This window comes from Flagellimonas sp. MMG031 (assembly GCF_040112705.1).
Taxonomy (GTDB): domain Bacteria; phylum Bacteroidota; class Bacteroidia; order Flavobacteriales; family Flavobacteriaceae; genus Flagellimonas.
This window is the reverse complement of the sequence record NZ_CP157804.1, coordinates 917,780-935,222: the sequence shown is the minus strand read 5'-3', so window position 1 is coordinate 935,222 and position 17,443 is coordinate 917,780. Positions and strand designations below refer to the sequence as shown.

Below are 17,443 nucleotides of genomic sequence, written 5' to 3'. Positions count from 1 at the left end.
TTGTCAATTCAAAGGATATCTTTTTAGATTCTTCGCGGCGCTCAGAATGACAAATCAGATTTCTCACGTTCGTTCGAAATGACATCACCCTTCAATGGTCATTTCGACAGAGCGGAGCGACGAGAAATCTAAAACCGCTTTTTGTGAACCTGCTCTCCGGTTTTATCATAGTATCGCCATGTGCCCACTTGCTTATCCTCCCGAAAACGACCCCTTATTTTTCGAGTACCGTCGGGATAGAATTCTTCGTAGCGACCATGTTTTAGGCCATCTTTCAAATCCACTTCAAACCAAGTGTTCCCATTGGCATATTGCTTTCGGAACGATTTGGCATTCAAATCGGTTGGATAGATAGGTTTAAGGTCAAAAATGGCATCGGTAATTTCCGTTGAGTCGGAAACTGGCTTTTTTACCGTTGTTTTATCCACGGATCCTTTCTGTTTCATGGCTTTTTTGACTTCTCCCACATCCTGATACTTCAGGACCAATCGACTTTCAAATAGGTCATCCTCAGGAGTCAGTTGCAGGCCTACCTGCGGAAAGCAAATGATAAAATCCTTGTTCTTCAGCATTTTTTGTTTGGTCGGTGCATCGGCCAAGGCATACATATTGTCAAAAAGCAAAGGCACATTACTGTACACAAAAACCGTGGATTCGGTATCGAACTTTTCATCAAAACTTTTAAACTCTTTTGAAGTTGCCAGGATTTCCCCTTCCGATACTTTATCAATTATACCCTTTAGGGTATTGGGACTATCACTAAAGATCACAAAGTCGTCAATTAGGGTGAAGTAGGGTTTGTCAAACTCATCAAACCTGCCGCCCAGAAGCATCTTAAAAAAGCCTTTGATGGAGAGAAAATTGATTTCGTAATCCTTATAGTTGACCGCCTTAAACTTGACGGGCGTTTTTTTACGGATCTGCTCTACCACAAAATCCAGATGGGTCTTGGCAGCTTCGGCATCGTTGGCCTTGAGTACCAAGGCCATGTCGTTCTTGCCCTTGTTGATGTGGGATTGAATCTGAAGCACGGCAATTTCGTCCCCAATCCAGCTTATAAAACGTTCCTTCACATCGATTTTTAGGAACTTCTCCACCTTGGCAATACTTGTTTGGTAACTCTCGAACTGCTCAGGGTCGTTCTGTTGGACAATTTCGAAATTCTTATAGAACTCAGTGAAGCTATCAAACCCATAACTGATGTACAGTGCCGTGCTGTTTGGAGCCACTTCGGGAACAGACCGTTTGGCCGTGCCCGATTTTTGCAACGCTTCCAAATAGTATTCGTTCACGCCGCTGATATTGGTATATCCATTGGCGGTGAGGGTACTGTTTTCATCCAGATCAAAATAGAAACCGGAGAACAGGAAATTTTCACTCACCCGTTTTACCCAATCCGAAGGGCGGTCGGAGTACATTTGAACGTAATCATCAAAATAATGGTATTGCACATACATTCGGAAGAGATCTTCATGTCCCACTTTTTGATTGATCTCCAAAAAATTGAGATTGCGTCCCAAAACAGGTTCCGAATACTGATCAATGGAAGCCTCCACCAAAGTATGGGTATACGACGCCACCAACTGGTTTTTGATAAAGGCCAAATACATGGTCTCTTTGCTTTCCCTGTCGTGGACTTCCAAAATCTCATGTTCGTGATAGGTACGCTTGCTCAACACGTAACCATCATCCAACAAGGTGTTCAGATAGGTTTTGAGCAGTTGCAGTTTGGCTATTCGTTTTAAATCCAGTACATAAAAAATTCCATAGTCCTTGGGCGAAATCATATGGATGGAGATGAACAGGGAACGATTATCGAAAAACTCGAACAGTTTATGGTTGTTGTTGAAAATCGTATCTACCCGTTGAATGTTCTCGGTGAGGTCCGAAAAATAGGCGTTTTTCTTGAGGTGGCGCCATCCTTCGCTCTTGCTGATTTGCTCCCAACTCTCTACGGGCTGTTCCGATTCAATAATGAAAACCGCATCTTTGGGAATCAGGTAAATGGACTGCAGATTGGTCTTTGGGGAAAGAATAAAAATATAGGCCAGATAGCACAGGTACAGTACGATCAGACCCAAAAAACCGAACAAAATCCTTTTTTTGGTCATTTTTCAAAAAAGCGTCTTTTTCAAGAACGAAGAAGATGCCGTTTTAGTTTAGACCAACAAACTGGAAACCGATTTTAAAGTGATTTTAAATCCTTGATGGTCTTGAAGGCAACATCCACCTGTTCGTCGTTCACCAGAATGGTAAACTCATTGGTCGTGGAAATCACCTCATAGAGCACAATGCCCTCCCAGGCCAATCGCTGAAAGATGAAGTAATAGATTCCGGGCACCGAGACGTTTTCAGCAGGCAACTTTACCGTAATGGAAGAAAGTCCTTCGGCCTTTTGGGTACAGCGTTCCATTTTGAAGTATTTCTCCACTACCCCGTCCATTACATTGCTGATAACAATATTGATTTCGTTCACGCCACGCGACGAAGTGTAGAAAACGTCTTGATTGGCATTTACCTCTTCCAATAGCCTTGCCTGTTGTTCCAATATCGTGTCCGAAGCCAAAAAGGTATAATCCGTTAGGTTGGAACGTACCGTAATCTCCCCAATATTTTTAAGGACCTTTACAATTTTATGGGTGGCCCTAAACTCCAAATCATCCGAAAGGCGTTTGAGTGCCATCACAATGGCGCCGTCCTTTACATCCTTTCCAAGCTCTTCGGCGATTTCCGGTTTTATTTGACGTGACAAAGAGGTCAGGTTAATGATTCCCTGCGCCAAAGCTGTTTGCAAAAAGGGCTTTTTCTTGATGTAATGCTCGACTACCGCTGATATTGTTTTCATGGATTGGCTTGATTTTCAACAAAAATAACATATTGTTATAAAACAAACAAATGGTTAGAAATGATAGAAGGCATTTTCAATATGCTCAATATCAAAACGGTCATCATATTTGATTACGGTGATAATGTCAAACCTCACCTCCACATCATCTTCCATTTCCTCCACAAAGTGATTGGCCGCCATGGTCAACAACTTTATCTTTTTAGGATTGATGGTATTGGAAATATCTTCCAAAAAACCACTGGTTCTCGACTTTACCTCTATAATCACTAAGATATCCCCTTGCCTTGCGATAATATCGATTTCAGCCTTGAGATAACGGTAGTTTTGCCTCACTATCTGATATTCCGAAGCTTTTAAAAAGTCGATTGCTTTTTGCTCTCCTAGCTTGCCAAATGTGTTATGATCACCCATAGATTTGGTAAAATTCTAAAAATTTACTGCATTTCATCGAAAAATTTGGTAGTTCACGGACTTTAGAACGTTAAGATTGTAATTTGTTGGCTCAATTGAACCACATCCAATACTAGCATAAACATATAGTTGCCCCAAAACTATGTACCTAATTAACGCCAGACATTGCTATGGAGTACTTTATCAATTGTAATTCCTCAACCTTGGCGCCGTACACTACTCCATTGGATGAGTTACGTGCGGCCCACTTGTACCGAAGGCTCGGATTCAGCGCCTCGGTACAGACCATTAACGCCGCTGTTGGACAAACAGCAGGCACCCTAATCGACAATTTGGTAGATCAGGCGCTCGCCACCCCGGCCATTCCCGCACCAGAATGGGCAGATTGGAACAACGCCAATTATCCGGAAGACGACGATCTTGCCCGCCAACTGCGAAGGGCCCATATTGAAGATTTCACCACGGCCTACGGAAATGCCTTGGTCAATAACGAACTGCACGAAAGGATGAGTTTCTTTTGGAGCAATCACTTTGTGACCCAATTGGAAATCTACGATTGCCCCGGATTCCTGTACTACTATATCAATTGCTTACAGCGAAATGCCCTGGGCAACTTTAAGACCTTCACCAGTGAAATCGGTTTGACGAGTGCCATGCTCTATTATTTGGATGGGGTCCGCAACCGGGGAAACAATCCGAACGAAAATTATGCCCGTGAGCTTTATGAGCTCTTTACCATGGGCGAAGGGAACAACTATACCGAAGAAGATATCATTGAAACCTCCAAGGCGCTATCTGGTTACACCGAACGTGGCGAAGAAGGATGTACCCAAGTCACTTTTGACCCCACGGAGTTCAACACCGACAACAAGACCATTTTTGGACAGACCGGAAATTGGGGGTATGATGACGTTATCGATATCCTTTTCAATGAACGTCCGAACGAAATCGGTTGGTTTATCTGTAAAAAATTATACGAATTCTTCGTTCACCCAGATTCTACCGGTGACGAAGGAAACGGCATTGCCCCACAGATCATTGATGGGATGGCCCAAACGTTTATCAGTAGTGGGTTTGAGATTGCTCCCGTACTGCGACAACTGTTCAAGAGCCAGCACTTTTTTGATGAAACCGCTATCGGGGTCATAATAAAAAGCCCCGCAGATCTCTATTTCAATTTTTTGAAAGAGACTGGTTTCTCTTATGATGATGGTACCATTATGAATATGATGGATTCGTGTTCCCTGATCGGCCAACGCTTTTTCAACCCTCCAGAAGTGGAAGGTTGGCAACGCGACCGAACCTGGATCAATACCAATTTCATCATTGGTCGATGGTTGACCATGGAGGTGTTCTTGGAGCGATTTTTCCAAAATAATCCCGAAGAGTTTAGGGATTTAGCGGTAGCTGCCGTTGGACCTGCCAATAGCAATACCAGCAATCCTGAAATTGTGGTCAGGGCCTTGGTCAACAAGTTCACGCCCAAGGGCCTTTTAACGGATGCCGATTTTGAACGGGCCATGGATGCCTTCAAGATTGACGATGTTCCCGAGGAATATTATTCTCCCGATTACTATCCAGGAGGTACGAGCCAGTGGATGCTGCAAATCAGTGCAGAAACTCCAACACAGGTGTATATCCTGTTGCGCCATTTGTCCCGCGAACCCGAATTTCAACTCAAATAACCCCATCACCATGTGCGATAATCACCACACCCACGATAATTCCCCTTTCAAAGGCCTAGAACACGAAGGCCACGATCTGGAACACAAAAAATGGAGCCGACGCTCATTTATCCAAGCTTTGGGCATAGCAGGTTCGGGATCCATGTTTTTGGGAAGTCATTTTGTAACAGCTTCCTCACCATCACCGTTAACGGCTGCCGTAGCGGCTGCAGAAACGGACAATATTTTGATATTGATTCGATTATCAGGTGGGAACGACGGCCTCAGTACCGTTATCCCTATTCAACAATATGATACCTACGCCAATGCTAGGCCCAATATCTACATCCCGGAAAGTAAGGTCCTAAAGCTTACCGACGATTTTGGAATCCCTACTTATATGAGTGCACTGGAATCGCTTTGGGGCGATGGCCAGTTTAAGGCCGTGCACGGGGTTGGGTACGAAAACCAAAGTCTTTCCCATTTTACGGGATCGGATATTTTTGCCAACACAGACTTGACCACAACCGGATTTTCCGGTGAAAACACAGGCTGGATGGGCCGTCACTTTGAAAACCTGTATCCCGATTACCTCATTAATCCGCCAGCGGCTCCTGCGGCCATTCAAATTGGCAACTTGGCCAACTTGGTCTTCCAAGGGGAAGAAACCAACTACGCCTTTGTGACCAATAATGTGGATCAATTGGAACAAATTGCAGAAACAGGTTCCTTCTACGAAATTGAAAATGCACCTTTTGGCGATTGTATGTACGGTGACCAGCTTCGATTCTTAAGGGGAGTGGCCAACACCACCTACGAATATGCGGGCACCATTCACGATGCCTACATGAGGGGACAGAACCAAGTGGAGTATCAGGATAATGGTTTCGCACGTCAATTGGCGCTCTTGGCGCGATTGATCAAAGGAAACCTGGGCACCAAAGTGTATATGATCTCCTTGGGAGGTTTTGATACGCATGGCAATCAGCCTATCGTTCACGAACGTTTGATGTCCAACCTATCCGTAGCCATCAATAACTTCTATGAAGACTTGGCCTTTACCGAACAAGACGACAAGGTGTTGAGCATGACTTTCTCCGAATTTGGCCGTAGGATCTTCGAAAATGGTTCCAACGGTACGGATCACGGAAAAGCGGCCCCGACCCTCTTCTTTGGTTCAGGATTGAGCGGAAGTGCCTTTGTGGGCGACCACCCATCCTTGGACGAACCCAACAATCGTGGTAACTTGGATTACACCATGGACTTCAGAAACCTTTACGGCACCGTATTGGCAGAGTGGCTCTGTGTTCCTAGACAAACGGTGGAACAACATTTATTGGGCCACCCCTACCAAGCCGTGGACTTAGGGTTCAACTGTAGTGGAGAGGTGTTCGACGATATTGCGATGGACAATGATCCTCCGACTTTACCAGAAACACCGCCAAGCCAAGACCCTATGGATCCAAACATCGATATTTTGGATACCATAGAACACGCCGCAATCTATCCCGCGACCTCACCAAGAGATCCCTACATCCATCTGGAAATGCCCGTTTCGGCCCATGTGGATATTGAATTGTTCAATATTCTGGGACAACGGGTAGGCACCCTGTTCAACGAGATGATGTTGGAAGGAGCCGTGGACATCAATATCCGTCAACGCATGCGTGACAGCTTGTCCACAGGAAAATATATTTACCGAATCTCTGTGGGAGATAAGAAAATGAGCAAATCCGTGATGATTGCTTAACGATTATACTTAGTCATTCATTTTTTGGAAGCCCTTCGGAAATGCACCCCTCACCCCAAATAGGGTCGCATTTTCGGGGCTTTCGTTTTTTGTGCGTATCCCGTTAAAATCAGTATTTTTGGGGCTTAATTAAAAATTACATGGCTCAAAATACTTCTCCTTCCAGATACACCATCACAGCGGCACTCCCCTATACCAACGGTCCCATTCATATTGGGCACTTGGCCGGTGTTTACGTTCCGGCAGATATCTATTCCCGCTATTTACGGTTAAAGGGTAAGGATGTCGCCTTTGTATGCGGGAGCGACGAACACGGTGTGGCCATATCCATGAAGGCCAAAAAGGAGGGGGTAACCCCAACCGAAATTATTGATAAATACCACGGCATCATCAAAAAATCCTTTGCCGATTTCGGAATTTCCTTTGACAACTACTCTCGGACTTCTGCGGAAGTACATCATAAAACCGCATCGGAATTTTTCAAAAAAATGTACGGGCAAGGAGATTTTATCGAAGAGGAGACCGAACAATTGTACGACGAAGAGGCCAACCAATTTTTGGCTGATCGATTTGTTATCGGCACCTGTCCCCGTTGCGGCCACGAAGAAGCCTATGGTGACCAGTGCGAAAATTGCGGCTCTTCCTTGAATGCTACGGATTTGATCAACCCAAAATCCACCATAACAGGAACCGTTCCTACCTTAAAAAAGACCAAACACTGGTTTTTGCCCCTGGATCGGTACGAAGGTTTTTTGAAACAGTGGATATTGGAAGACCATAAATCGGACTGGAAACCCAATGTATACGGACAATGCAAATCATGGATCGATGAAGGTTTAAAGCCACGGGCCGTTACCCGCGATCTCGACTGGGGCATTCCTGTTCCCGTTCAGGGCGGCGAAGGAAAAGTGCTCTATGTTTGGTTCGATGCACCCATTGGCTATATTTCTTCCACCAAGGAGTGGGCCGCACGCGAAGGCAAGGATTGGGAGCCCTACTGGAAGGATGAGGACACCAAATTGGTGCACTTTATCGGTAAGGACAATATTGTGTTCCACTGTATCATCTTCCCGAGCATGTTGAAGGCAAACGGTGACTTTATCCTTCCCGATAACGTACCCGCCAATGAATTCTTGAACCTTGAGGGCAACAAACTTTCCACCTCTAAAAACTGGGCAGTCTGGTTGCACGAATATTTGGAAGAGTTTCCCGATATGCAGGATGTACTCCGCTACGCGTTAACAGCAAATGCCCCAGAGACCAAGGACAATGATTTTACGTGGAAGGATTTTCAATCCCGAAACAATAACGAGCTTGTGGCCATTTTTGGGAACTTTGTGAACCGTGTGGCCGTTTTGACCCATAAATATTACGATGGCAAAGTGCCAACACCAATTGAACTTTTGGCGGTTGACGAGGAGGCCCTAAAAGCTTTAAAAGAATTTCCCGAAACACTTTCCTCATCCTTGGAGCGCTACCGTTTCCGGGAAGGAAGTCAGCAATTGATGAACTTGGCGCGTTTGGGCAACAAATATTTGGCCGACCAAGAGCCTTGGAAACTGATTAAAACGGACGAAAAGCGCGTACAGACCATTATGTATGTTGCCCTCCAGATTGCTACAGGACTCGCTATTTTAAGTGAGCCCTTTTTGCCGTTTACCTCGAATAAGCTAAAGGGGATTTTACGTCATGCCAAACTTGATTCAGCATCCCATTGGGATGACATTGCAACAAATGATGTGCTGCTTCCTGCTGGGCACCAACTCAACCCAAGCGAGCTACTTTTTAGGAAAATCGAGGATACCGAAATTCAACAACAACTGGACAAATTGGAAGCCACTAAAAAAGCAAACGCATCAACCTCCACCAACTCAACTGACATGGACAAGGAAATAGCACCCCAAAAAGATACCATTACCTATGATGATTTCTCCAAACTCGACATGCGGGCGGGAACAATCGTCGAAGCCGAAAAAATGCCAAAGGCAGACAAACTCTTGGTCTTAAAAGTGGACACCGGTTTGGATACCCGGACCATTGTATCGGGCATTGCCAATAGCTTTAAACCCGAGGACATTGTGGGCAAAAAGGTAACTGTCTTGGTCAATTTGGCTCCCAGAAAATTACGCGGAGTTGAAAGCGAAGGGATGATCTTGATGACGGAGAATACCGAAGGAAAGTTGGTTTTCGTCAATCCTGATGAGGACGGAGTGGCGAATGGGGAGACCATAAACTAATTTATACCCAAAGAAATTGTAAGGTCAAGAACCCGCCTGCCTAAGTGGAAAAACTTCTCGACTGCGATCGAAGTGACAACTACCAAAAAAACATCAATGCAACTCGTTCCCTACATCGTCCAACACACCCAACTATCACAAAAAAGTGTGGAAAATACGGTCGCCTTGTTGAATCAGGATTGTACTGTTCCCTTTATTTCACGGTATAGAAAAGAGCTGACCGGAAATTTGGACGAGGTGCAGATTGGGTCAATCGTCGAATTCAAAAACCAGTTCGAGGCCCTGGAAAAACGAAAAGCGGCCATCATTAAAGCGGTTGCAGAGCAAGATGCCCTTACCCCTGAACTGGAAACAAAATTTTTGAATTGTGCTGACCTGACCAGTTTGGAAGACCTGTATCTCCCGTTCAAAAAAAGCAAGAAGACCAAGGCTGAGACCGCCCGAAAAAATGGCCTGGAACCTTTGGCCAAGATCATCATGGCCCAAAGGAACGATGATATCGAGTTTACAGCTTCCAAATACCTTAACGAGGAGGTCACCAACGAAGATGAGGCCTTGGAAGGGGCAAGACACATCATTTCCGAGTGGATCAACGAAAGAACGGACATCCGAAATCAATTAAGGGGCCAATTGGAACGCTATGCTTTGATCACCACAAAGGTGGTCAAAACCAAAAAGGATGATGAAAAAGCCCAAAAATTCCGTGACTATTTTGATTGGAGCGAACCTTTGAACCGCTGTCCATCACACCGGTTTTTGGCCATCATGCGTGCCGAAAAGGAAGGTTTTATCCGTGTAAAAATTGAAATTGATGATGAACGGGCCATTCAAAAGATGGAGAGTCGCCTCATCAAATCCAATAATGCCTGCACCGAACAAATAGAACTCGCCATTGCAGATGCCTACAAACGACTTCTGCTACCTTCACTGTCCAACGAACTTTTAAAATCGGCCAAAGAAAAGGCAGATGCTGCTGCCATTCAGGTATTTTCAAAAAACCTAAAGCAACTGTTGCTCGGTGCCCCGTTGGGTGAAAAGCGAATCTTGGCCATCGACCCGGGGTTTCGAACAGGCTGTAAGTTGGTTTGTTTGGATGAACAGGGCGATTTAAAGCACAACGAAACGATTTATCCCCATCCGCCACAACGGGACAGTTCCGGTGCCATCAAAAAGATAAGTTCTTTGGTAGATGCCTATAAAATCGAGGCCATCGCCATTGGGAATGGGACAGCATCGCGGGAGACAGAACAGTTGGTAAAGCGAATTCCCTTTAAAAATCCTATGGAGGTTTTTGTGGTCAGCGAAGCTGGGGCTTCCATTTACTCGGCCTCTAAAATTGCAAGGGAGGAATTTCCCAATTACGATGTTACCGTTCGTGGAGCGGTTTCCATCGGTCGGCGACTGGCCGACCCCTTGGCGGAATTGGTTAAAATTGACGCCAAGTCCATCGGGGTTGGGCAATACCAGCACGATGTAGATCAGACCCAATTAAAAAATTCCTTGGACACAGTGGTGGAAAGTTGTGTGAACTCCGTAGGGGTGAATATCAACACGGCCAGTGTACCTCTTTTGAGCTATGTTTCGGGCATTGGGCCTAAACTTGCCGAAAACATTGTGGCTCATCGGAATGAAAACGGCGCTTTTAAAAACAGGGAAGAAATCAAAAATGTGCCCCGTTTGGGCGGAAAGGCCTTTGAACAGAGTGCTGGATTTTTGCGCATCAAAAATGGGGACAATCCTTTGGATGACTCAGCCGTGCACCCAGAAAGCTATGGTATTGTATCGCAAATGGCCAAGGATAAAGGCATTTCATTAAAAGAAATTGTCGGAAATAAGTCAGCGCTCCAAGGCATTGAACTGAAATCGTATTGTACGGACACCATTGGAATGCCCACTTTGCAGGACATTTTGAAGGAACTGGAAAAACCGGGCTTGGACCTTAGGGAAAAGGCCAAAGTGTTCACTTTTAACCAAAACATCAAAGAAATCACCGATTTACGTCAAGGTCAATTATTGCCGGGAATCGTCAACAACATCACCAATTTTGGATGTTTTGTGGACATCGGCATCAAGGAAAGTGGACTTATCCATATTTCCAATCTCTCCGATACCTTTGTAAAAGATGTGAACGAACATGTGAGCCTGCATCAACAAGTGGTGGTGAAGGTGTTGGATGTAGATGTGCAAAGAAAACGCATACAATTGGCGCTGCATAAACAGGGTTCGTAATATGCTGAAAATAGCCTACCATCCTATTTACAAACACCCCTTGCCCGAAGGGCATCGCTTCCCCATGATCAAATATGAATTGTTGCCGCAACAATTATTGCATGAAGGAACCTGCACACCGGCCAACTTTTTTGAACCCGAACTTCCCAACGACCAAGACATTTTGGCTGCGCACGATGCCACTTACTACAAAGATTTGGTCGCGTTGGACCTTTCCAAGAGTGCCGCTCGCAAAATTGGATTTCCCCTCAGTACGGAACTGGTGCTTCGGGAACGCATTATTGCGGATGGCACCATAAAAGGTTGTCATTTCGCCCTCGAAAATGGTATTGCCATGAATATTGCAGGGGGAACGCACCATGCCTATTCCAATCGCGGTGAAGCTTTTTGCATGCTCAATGATCAGGCCATTGGTGCACGCTACCTGTTGAACAAAGGTTTGGCTCGAAAAATACTGATTGTGGATTTGGATGTGCACCAAGGCAATGGAACGGCTGAAATTTTCCAGACAGACCCTAGTGTTTTTACGTTCTCCATGCACGGCAAGGGCAACTATCCCTTCAAGAAAGAGGTTTCGGACTTGGACATTCCTTTGGAAAAAGGCACTACCGATGAAGAATATTTGTCCATCCTAAAAACCACCTTGCCCGAATTACTGGGGCAAGTACAGCCGGATTTTATCTTTTACCTGTGCGGGGTTGATGTGCTCGAATCGGATAAGTTGGGCACCCTTTCCATGACCTTGGATGGTTGCAAGGAACGCGACCGTTTTGTACTCCAAAGCTGTTTTGATGCCCAAATTCCTGTGCAATGCAGCATGGGCGGCGGGTATTCGCCAGAAATAAAGGTGATTGTGGAGGCACACGCCAATACTTTTCGCTTGGCCCAAGATATGTATGAAGAATTTTAGCGACTACTTTTGTTTTACACCATCATGAAAACCTATCTCTATCTCACATTGCTTTTGTTGACCACTGTCCTGACTGGTCAAGAATTGCCCCAAAAAGAAGAAAAAAACCTTTGGAACAATTTTACCTACGATATCGGAAATATTTTCGGCGGAGTCGGTCACGCTTATTCCAGACCATTTCATTGGAAAGGTAACGACTGGGCGAACTTTGGCTACTTGAGCGGAGGAACCTTGCTGTTATTTACCGTAGACGATGAACTGAACGATTGGAAAAATGGTTTTGAACAGGACGTTCCAGATTTCATCAAAGACTACGGAAACAAATATGGCGCCCCTGAAAACAACTACATGCTCACCGGCGGGGTGTACTTGGCCGGACTCTTTTCAAAAAATGAAAAACTCAGGCGTACGGGTGTGCTTTTGATTTCCTCCGCCACAGCAGGTGGATTTCTTCAACAAGTCAGTAAACGAATCATTGGGCGTGCACGTCCAAAGAGTGGCGCTGGTTCCGCTACTTTTGACCCTCTACATCTGGATAGGGTCTACGATTACGACTCTTTCCCTTCCGGACATGCCATGCTGGCCTTTAGCAACGCTTACGCCATTGCGAAACAATTTAAGAGCCCGTGGATTAAGGGTGGACTTTATGCTGTGGGGATGATTCCAGGCATGGTAAGGGTGCTCGATGACTTCCATTGGGTATCCGACGTAGCCTTTAGTACGGTACTGAGTATCTTTATAGTGGAATCCATCGACAAATACTTAGACTCCAAGTACAATGAAAAATACAACGATCAAAAACCAAAGAACGTGAGCTGGAATCTGTCCTTCGGACCAAATACCTTGGGAGTTTCCGTTCACTTCTAGAAGATTAGGGCCCAGTTTTTTGTTAAATTTTATTTAGATTGATTTAAAACAATTAATTTTGTCGCCTATTCTGTCCGCGATGGGAAAGAAAAAAGACAAGAAAAAACTCAAAAAGGCCATGCTTCGGGAATTGCCTCCTACAGGGAAGGTGAAATCCAAATGCTGCAAAAAATACAAGAAGAGCGAAAGCAAGCGTTGTAAAAAATGTCCTTGCTTTGATTTGCTCAAGAAAGTGGCCTAATCAGCTCCATCAAAAAAGCACCCTACTTTCTCCCATCCCAACCTATGGTTTTTTTATTTGTGCTATTTTTAAGGCAAACTAGAAACCATGATCAAAAAAACCTCTTTTTTATTTGCCCTTCTCCTTAGCTGCGGTATGTCGCTGCTGGCACAGGACAAGGAAACCGTAATTGAAGCCATTATTACGGAAGCCAACGAAAATTCCCAACTCGAAGCATTGGGTCACGAACTTATGGATGGCATTGGCCCCCGATTGGTAGGAACACCCCAAATGAAAAATGCGCACGACTGGGCCGTTGCCAAATATGCGAGTTGGGGCATTCCAGCCCGTAACGAGCAATGGGGCGAATGGAAGGGATGGGAGCGCGGTATTACCCACATCGATATGGTTTATCCAAGGGTTCAAAGTCTACGGGGAACACAATTGGCTTGGAGCCCTAGCACGCCCAAAAAAGGTGTTACGGCGGAGCTCGTTGTTTTACCGACCGTATCAAATTCGTCAGAGTTTAACAATTGGTTACCGAACGTGAAGGGTAAACTGGTAATGATTTCGATGCCGCAACCTACTGGCAGACCTGATTACAATTGGGAGGAGTTTGCCACCGAAAAGTCCTTCGAAAAAATGAAAAAGGAACGCGAAGAGCAGACCGAAGCCTGGAACAAGAACATGGACAACATAGGTTTGGACAGACGTTCGCTTCCCGTTGCTTTAGAGGAAGCAGGGGCGGTCGGGATAGTTGCTTCCTATTGGTCCAGAGGTTTTGGAGTGAACAAAATCTTTGGTGCCTACACCAAAGAGATTCCAACCGTAGATTTGGAACTGGAGGATTATGGCATGCTGTACCGTTTGGTGGAGTCTGGTCAAAAACCTCAACTGCATGTGGTTGCAGAATCCAAGGAACTGGGCAAGGTGCCCACTTTCAACACGATTGCCGAAATAAAGGGGTCCGAAAAACCCGATGAATATGTCATCCTTTCTGCCCATTTTGATTCGTGGGACGGTGCCACTGGCGCAACGGATAATGGAACAGGAACCTTGGTCATGATGGAAGCCATGCGAATTTTGAAAAAGGTATACCCAAATCCAAAGCGCACTATTCTTGTGGGCCATTGGGGAAGCGAGGAACAGGGTCTAAACGGGTCTAGGGCCTTTGTGGAGGACAACCCGGAAATTGTTGATGGCGTACAGGCCGTATTCAATCAAGATAATGGAACCGGACGGGTAGTCCGTATTTCCGGTGGCGGTTTTTTGAATTCGTACGATTATCTCGGCAAGTGGCTGCACGAAGTGCCTTCGGAAATCACCGATGAGATTGAAACCACCTTTCCCGGAACCCCAGCGCGCGGGGGATCGGACTACGCATCCTTTCAAGCTGCTGGAGCACCTGCCTTTAGTCTAAGTTCTTTGAGCTGGGCCTACTGGAACTACACCTGGCATACCAATAGGGATACTTACGACAAGATTGTTTTTGATGATGTTCGGAACAACGCCATACTTACAGCCATTCTGGCGTATATGGCCAGTGAGCATCCTGAAAAAACATCGAGGGAGAAAGCAGTTTTACCTGTAAGCAGCAGAACTGGAGAGCAATTGGAGTGGCCCACACCGCGTTCACCCGAGCGTGATGGCGGTCAGAATTAAGTCCATACCAAACCCGATATAAAAAAGGTGCCCGATCGGGCACCTTTTTTTGACTAACTAACTAAAACACATTCAAAATATGCGTGGTGAAGCTACTTGGACTACAGTCCCCACTGCTTCTTTGGAGTATATGGTATCGTCCGAATAAATAAAATAAAATCCCGCTTGCTTATAATAAAGGTCGCTATGCATACAGTCGTTTTTACATTTTTCGGCATGTTCGGAATATGCCATTCTTTTTTCATTCATGTAAACCTGATATGCTGGGACATTTTGGACCTTTAAATCATTTTCAAATAGAATTTGGTCCTTCCAAAAATCCTTTTCGTCCTCTATATTCGAAAAAGCAACCGTTTGTTCGCGATGGGCATCTTTTCGGGCCAATTCTTTATAAAAGGACAGGCCATTATGTTGAGCCATACTTGCGGTCGCCAAACCTAAGGTAAACCATATCGCAATGTAAATTTGTAATCTCATCTTTCTTGATGTTAATGGATACGTTTTTCATCTACTGCAGTTCTGGCGTTTGGTCATATAACAACCAAAAAAGCTTTTTCCCTACCTCGGAAACAAAAAAAGGGGCTGTTACACCCCTTTAGTCCATATTGGATTGAAAGGCTTACTTGCCCAACATTAATAATTCATTGCATTTGATCTCGGTGATATATCTTTTTTCACCCTCGTTGGTTTCGTAGGAGCGATTCACGAGCTTACCCTCTACCATAATTTCCTTACCCTTGGAGAGGAATTCTTCGGCAATCTCGGCCAATTTGCCCCACGCGACGATGTTGTGCCATTGGGTATCGGTTACTTTTTCCCCTTTGGCGTTTTTATAGGTTTCATTGGTGGCGATGGAAAACTTGGCCAATTTGGTGCCATTTTCAAGAGTGATGATTTCAGGGTCGTTTCCCAAATTACCGATCAACTGAACTTTGTTTCTAAGTGAATTCATAATAGTAAGATTTAAGTTTAACACGTATTCATCGAACTTCCTTGGTCCGACGAGGCAAACTTAGAGCCACTTCAACACATCATTTGGCTTGTAATTATTTGTTTTCGTTTGTAAACGTATGTAAGTAATTATACCTATTTAAAAGTGACTTGACATACAAATCGGTGTCTAACTAAATGACCAAAACCACTTAGTGATGCCCATACGAAGTATTAACAAATACACCGTGATCAAACGGTTTAGTTTAGGAAAGAAACTATACGACAAACTGGATACCATCTACGTTCAGGAACACGACCCTGTAAATATGGAGCCCCAAAAAGTCTTTAATGGAGAAAAGGAATATGTAACCGACATTTCATCCGATGTATATCTATCGCTACGGAAAGGCTTCATTATCGACGAGCAGCAAAGCTCACTCGACCCTAACCACTCCAAATAATCGTTAATTTTTGTTAAATGCTTGATTACCTTGTTATTGCACTCAGCTTCACAAGTGTGAAACAACATTGAAAATAGCGCATATTGCCCTTAAAATGGGACTTTTTGTGCCTTTTTGGCATCCAAACACCAATAGCATCAAGAATTACATCATTCCCATCAATCCCAGCGTCCCTCTTCCTGTACTTTAGTAGTAAATAAATCAAAAACCTATTATATGGAAACTATTAAAGCACAGAATAAGACATTTAAAAAATTAGGATTCACCTATTTGGAGACCGCAGAAATTGTAGTCAGCCTCAATACGCTGCTGGCCAATTACCAGGTATTTTATAATAAGCTTAGAAATTTTCACTGGAACATCGAAGGACCAGATTTCTTTGAACTCCACGAAGAATTCGAAAATGAATACAATACCGTAAAGGAAAATATTGACATCGTAGCGGAAAGAATCCGAGTGTTTGGCGTAAAAACCAACTTTACCATGAAAAAAACCATGGAGCTCTCCAAAATTGAGGAAAAAGATAAAAACTTCTCCGCTTTGGAAATGGTACGGGAAGTACTCAACGATTACGAAATTCTCCACGACAACATGTTGGATGCCGTAAATGCATCACTGGAGACCGGAGATGTTGTTACTGAAAACATGATGATAGAATTTATGACCGAGCTGGAGAAGAGACACTGGATGTTCACTTCCTACCTAAAGTAAGAAACGAACATTTTTGCCGAAGAACTGATTTATTAATCACTAAAAACAATACTATGAAAAAGATACTCACTATACTATCATTCGCGACCTTGACCGCATTTGCGGGATATGGACAAAGCCAAAATTCCGGAGTCATGAAAGCAACTACGCAAATGAAGACCTTTACCGTTTCTGAAGACGGTGTAGAAAAGGAATACAGCGTAAAAGTGATGGAACGAAGGAAGTACGGTATGGAATTGAACAGTAAGGATAGAGGAATGGTCAATCAAGACCGAAAACTATCATCACCATTTGTTACCAAATTGGTAGCCATTGATAGCGATTCCGACCCGAACTACGACGATTATATGGTGCTGAAATACAAGGGTACCGTAAACAATGATTTTGATGTAGTCCAGACCGAGAAAGGATTTGATATCAATGTAGACGATAAAACAATGCACTATGATGTATTGGAAAGCAATTACCTCGTAGATAAGAAGAGTAAAAACTTCTTTATCATTGAGGAATTTGAATCGAAATAGTTGATATAATTTCGTT

The 17,443-nt window shown here is 44.3% G+C and carries 16 protein-coding genes; 11 read left to right on the top strand and 5 right to left on the bottom strand.

Going from position 1 to position 17,443, the window contains the following annotated elements; all coding sequences use genetic code 11:
- Positions 1-128: 128 nt before the first annotated feature.
- The 3 genes from ABNE31_RS04200 to ABNE31_RS04190 form a co-directional block, all read right to left on the bottom strand.
- The gene (locus ABNE31_RS04200) at positions 129-2,111 is read right to left on the bottom strand and encodes a DUF3352 domain-containing protein (protein WP_349352473.1); all 1,983 of its coding nucleotides are present in this window, start codon (positions 2,109-2,111) and stop codon (positions 129-131) included.
- A 74-nt stretch (positions 2,112-2,185) separates the two neighbouring features.
- Positions 2,186-2,845: an aspartate kinase gene (locus ABNE31_RS04195; RefSeq protein WP_179383509.1), complete on the bottom strand. Its 660-nt coding sequence runs from the start codon at positions 2,843-2,845 to the stop codon at positions 2,186-2,188.
- 54 nt (positions 2,846-2,899) lie between these two features.
- A complete protein-coding gene (locus ABNE31_RS04190; protein ID WP_349352472.1) occupies positions 2,900-3,259 on the bottom strand; it encodes a YraN family protein in 360 nt (119 codons plus the stop codon).
- A 170-nt stretch (positions 3,260-3,429) separates the two neighbouring features.
- Between ABNE31_RS04190 and ABNE31_RS04185 the strand changes: the two genes are divergently transcribed.
- From ABNE31_RS04185 to ABNE31_RS04150, 8 genes are all read left to right on the top strand, one after another.
- On the top strand, positions 3,430-4,944 hold the full coding sequence (locus tag ABNE31_RS04185) for a DUF1800 domain-containing protein (protein ID WP_349352471.1): 1,515 nt from the start codon (positions 3,430-3,432) through the stop codon (positions 4,942-4,944).
- Between the two features lie 10 nt (positions 4,945-4,954).
- Positions 4,955-6,673 (top strand): DUF1501 domain-containing protein, encoded by a 1,719-nt coding sequence (locus tag ABNE31_RS04180; RefSeq protein WP_349352470.1) that lies wholly within the window; start codon positions 4,955-4,957, stop codon positions 6,671-6,673.
- A gap of 140 nt (positions 6,674-6,813) precedes the next feature.
- Positions 6,814-8,910, top strand: a complete 2,097-nt coding sequence (metG, locus tag ABNE31_RS04175; protein ID WP_349352469.1) for a methionine--tRNA ligase — start codon at positions 6,814-6,816, stop codon at positions 8,908-8,910.
- A gap of 96 nt (positions 8,911-9,006) precedes the next feature.
- Positions 9,007-11,139: a Tex family protein gene (locus ABNE31_RS04170; protein WP_349352468.1), complete on the top strand. Its 2,133-nt coding sequence runs from the start codon at positions 9,007-9,009 to the stop codon at positions 11,137-11,139.
- Position 11,140: 1 nt separating this feature from the next.
- The gene (locus ABNE31_RS04165; protein WP_349352467.1) at positions 11,141-12,049 is read left to right on the top strand and encodes a histone deacetylase; all 909 of its coding nucleotides are present in this window, start codon (positions 11,141-11,143) and stop codon (positions 12,047-12,049) included.
- Positions 12,050-12,073: 24 nt separating this feature from the next.
- Complete coding sequence (locus ABNE31_RS04160) at positions 12,074-12,916, top strand: phosphatase PAP2 family protein (protein ID WP_349352466.1); 843 nt, start codon at positions 12,074-12,076, stop codon at positions 12,914-12,916.
- A 79-nt stretch (positions 12,917-12,995) separates the two neighbouring features.
- Entirely contained in the window at positions 12,996-13,157 is a 162-nt protein-coding gene (locus ABNE31_RS04155) for a hypothetical protein (RefSeq protein WP_179383501.1), read from the top strand.
- A gap of 87 nt (positions 13,158-13,244) precedes the next feature.
- Positions 13,245-14,798 (top strand): M20/M25/M40 family metallo-hydrolase, encoded by a 1,554-nt coding sequence (locus ABNE31_RS04150; RefSeq protein ID WP_349352465.1) that lies wholly within the window; start codon positions 13,245-13,247, stop codon positions 14,796-14,798.
- Positions 14,799-14,870: 72 nt separating this feature from the next.
- On the opposite strand, the gene ABNE31_RS04145 is transcribed toward ABNE31_RS04150, so the two are convergent.
- On the bottom strand, positions 14,871-15,275 hold the full coding sequence (locus ABNE31_RS04145) for a hypothetical protein (RefSeq protein ID WP_349352464.1): 405 nt from the start codon (positions 15,273-15,275) through the stop codon (positions 14,871-14,873).
- A gap of 142 nt (positions 15,276-15,417) precedes the next feature.
- The gene (gene ssb / locus ABNE31_RS04140) at positions 15,418-15,750 is read right to left on the bottom strand and encodes a single-stranded DNA-binding protein (RefSeq protein WP_127140871.1); all 333 of its coding nucleotides are present in this window, start codon (positions 15,748-15,750) and stop codon (positions 15,418-15,420) included.
- Between the two features lie 196 nt (positions 15,751-15,946).
- Between ssb and ABNE31_RS04135 the strand changes: the two genes are divergently transcribed.
- The 3 genes from ABNE31_RS04135 to ABNE31_RS04125 all read left to right on the top strand — a co-directional run bounded on the left by ABNE31_RS04135 (position 15,947) and on the right by ABNE31_RS04125 (position 17,427).
- A complete protein-coding gene (locus ABNE31_RS04135; RefSeq protein ID WP_179383498.1) occupies positions 15,947-16,192 on the top strand; it encodes a hypothetical protein in 246 nt (81 codons plus the stop codon).
- A gap of 216 nt (positions 16,193-16,408) precedes the next feature.
- Entirely contained in the window at positions 16,409-16,903 is a 495-nt protein-coding gene (locus tag ABNE31_RS04130) for a DNA starvation/stationary phase protection protein (protein ID WP_349352463.1), read from the top strand.
- Positions 16,904-16,956: 53 nt separating this feature from the next.
- Positions 16,957-17,427, top strand: coding sequence for a hypothetical protein (locus ABNE31_RS04125; RefSeq protein WP_293281863.1), 471 nt, complete (start codon positions 16,957-16,959; stop codon positions 17,425-17,427).
- The last annotated feature ends 16 nt before the right edge of the window (positions 17,428-17,443 follow it).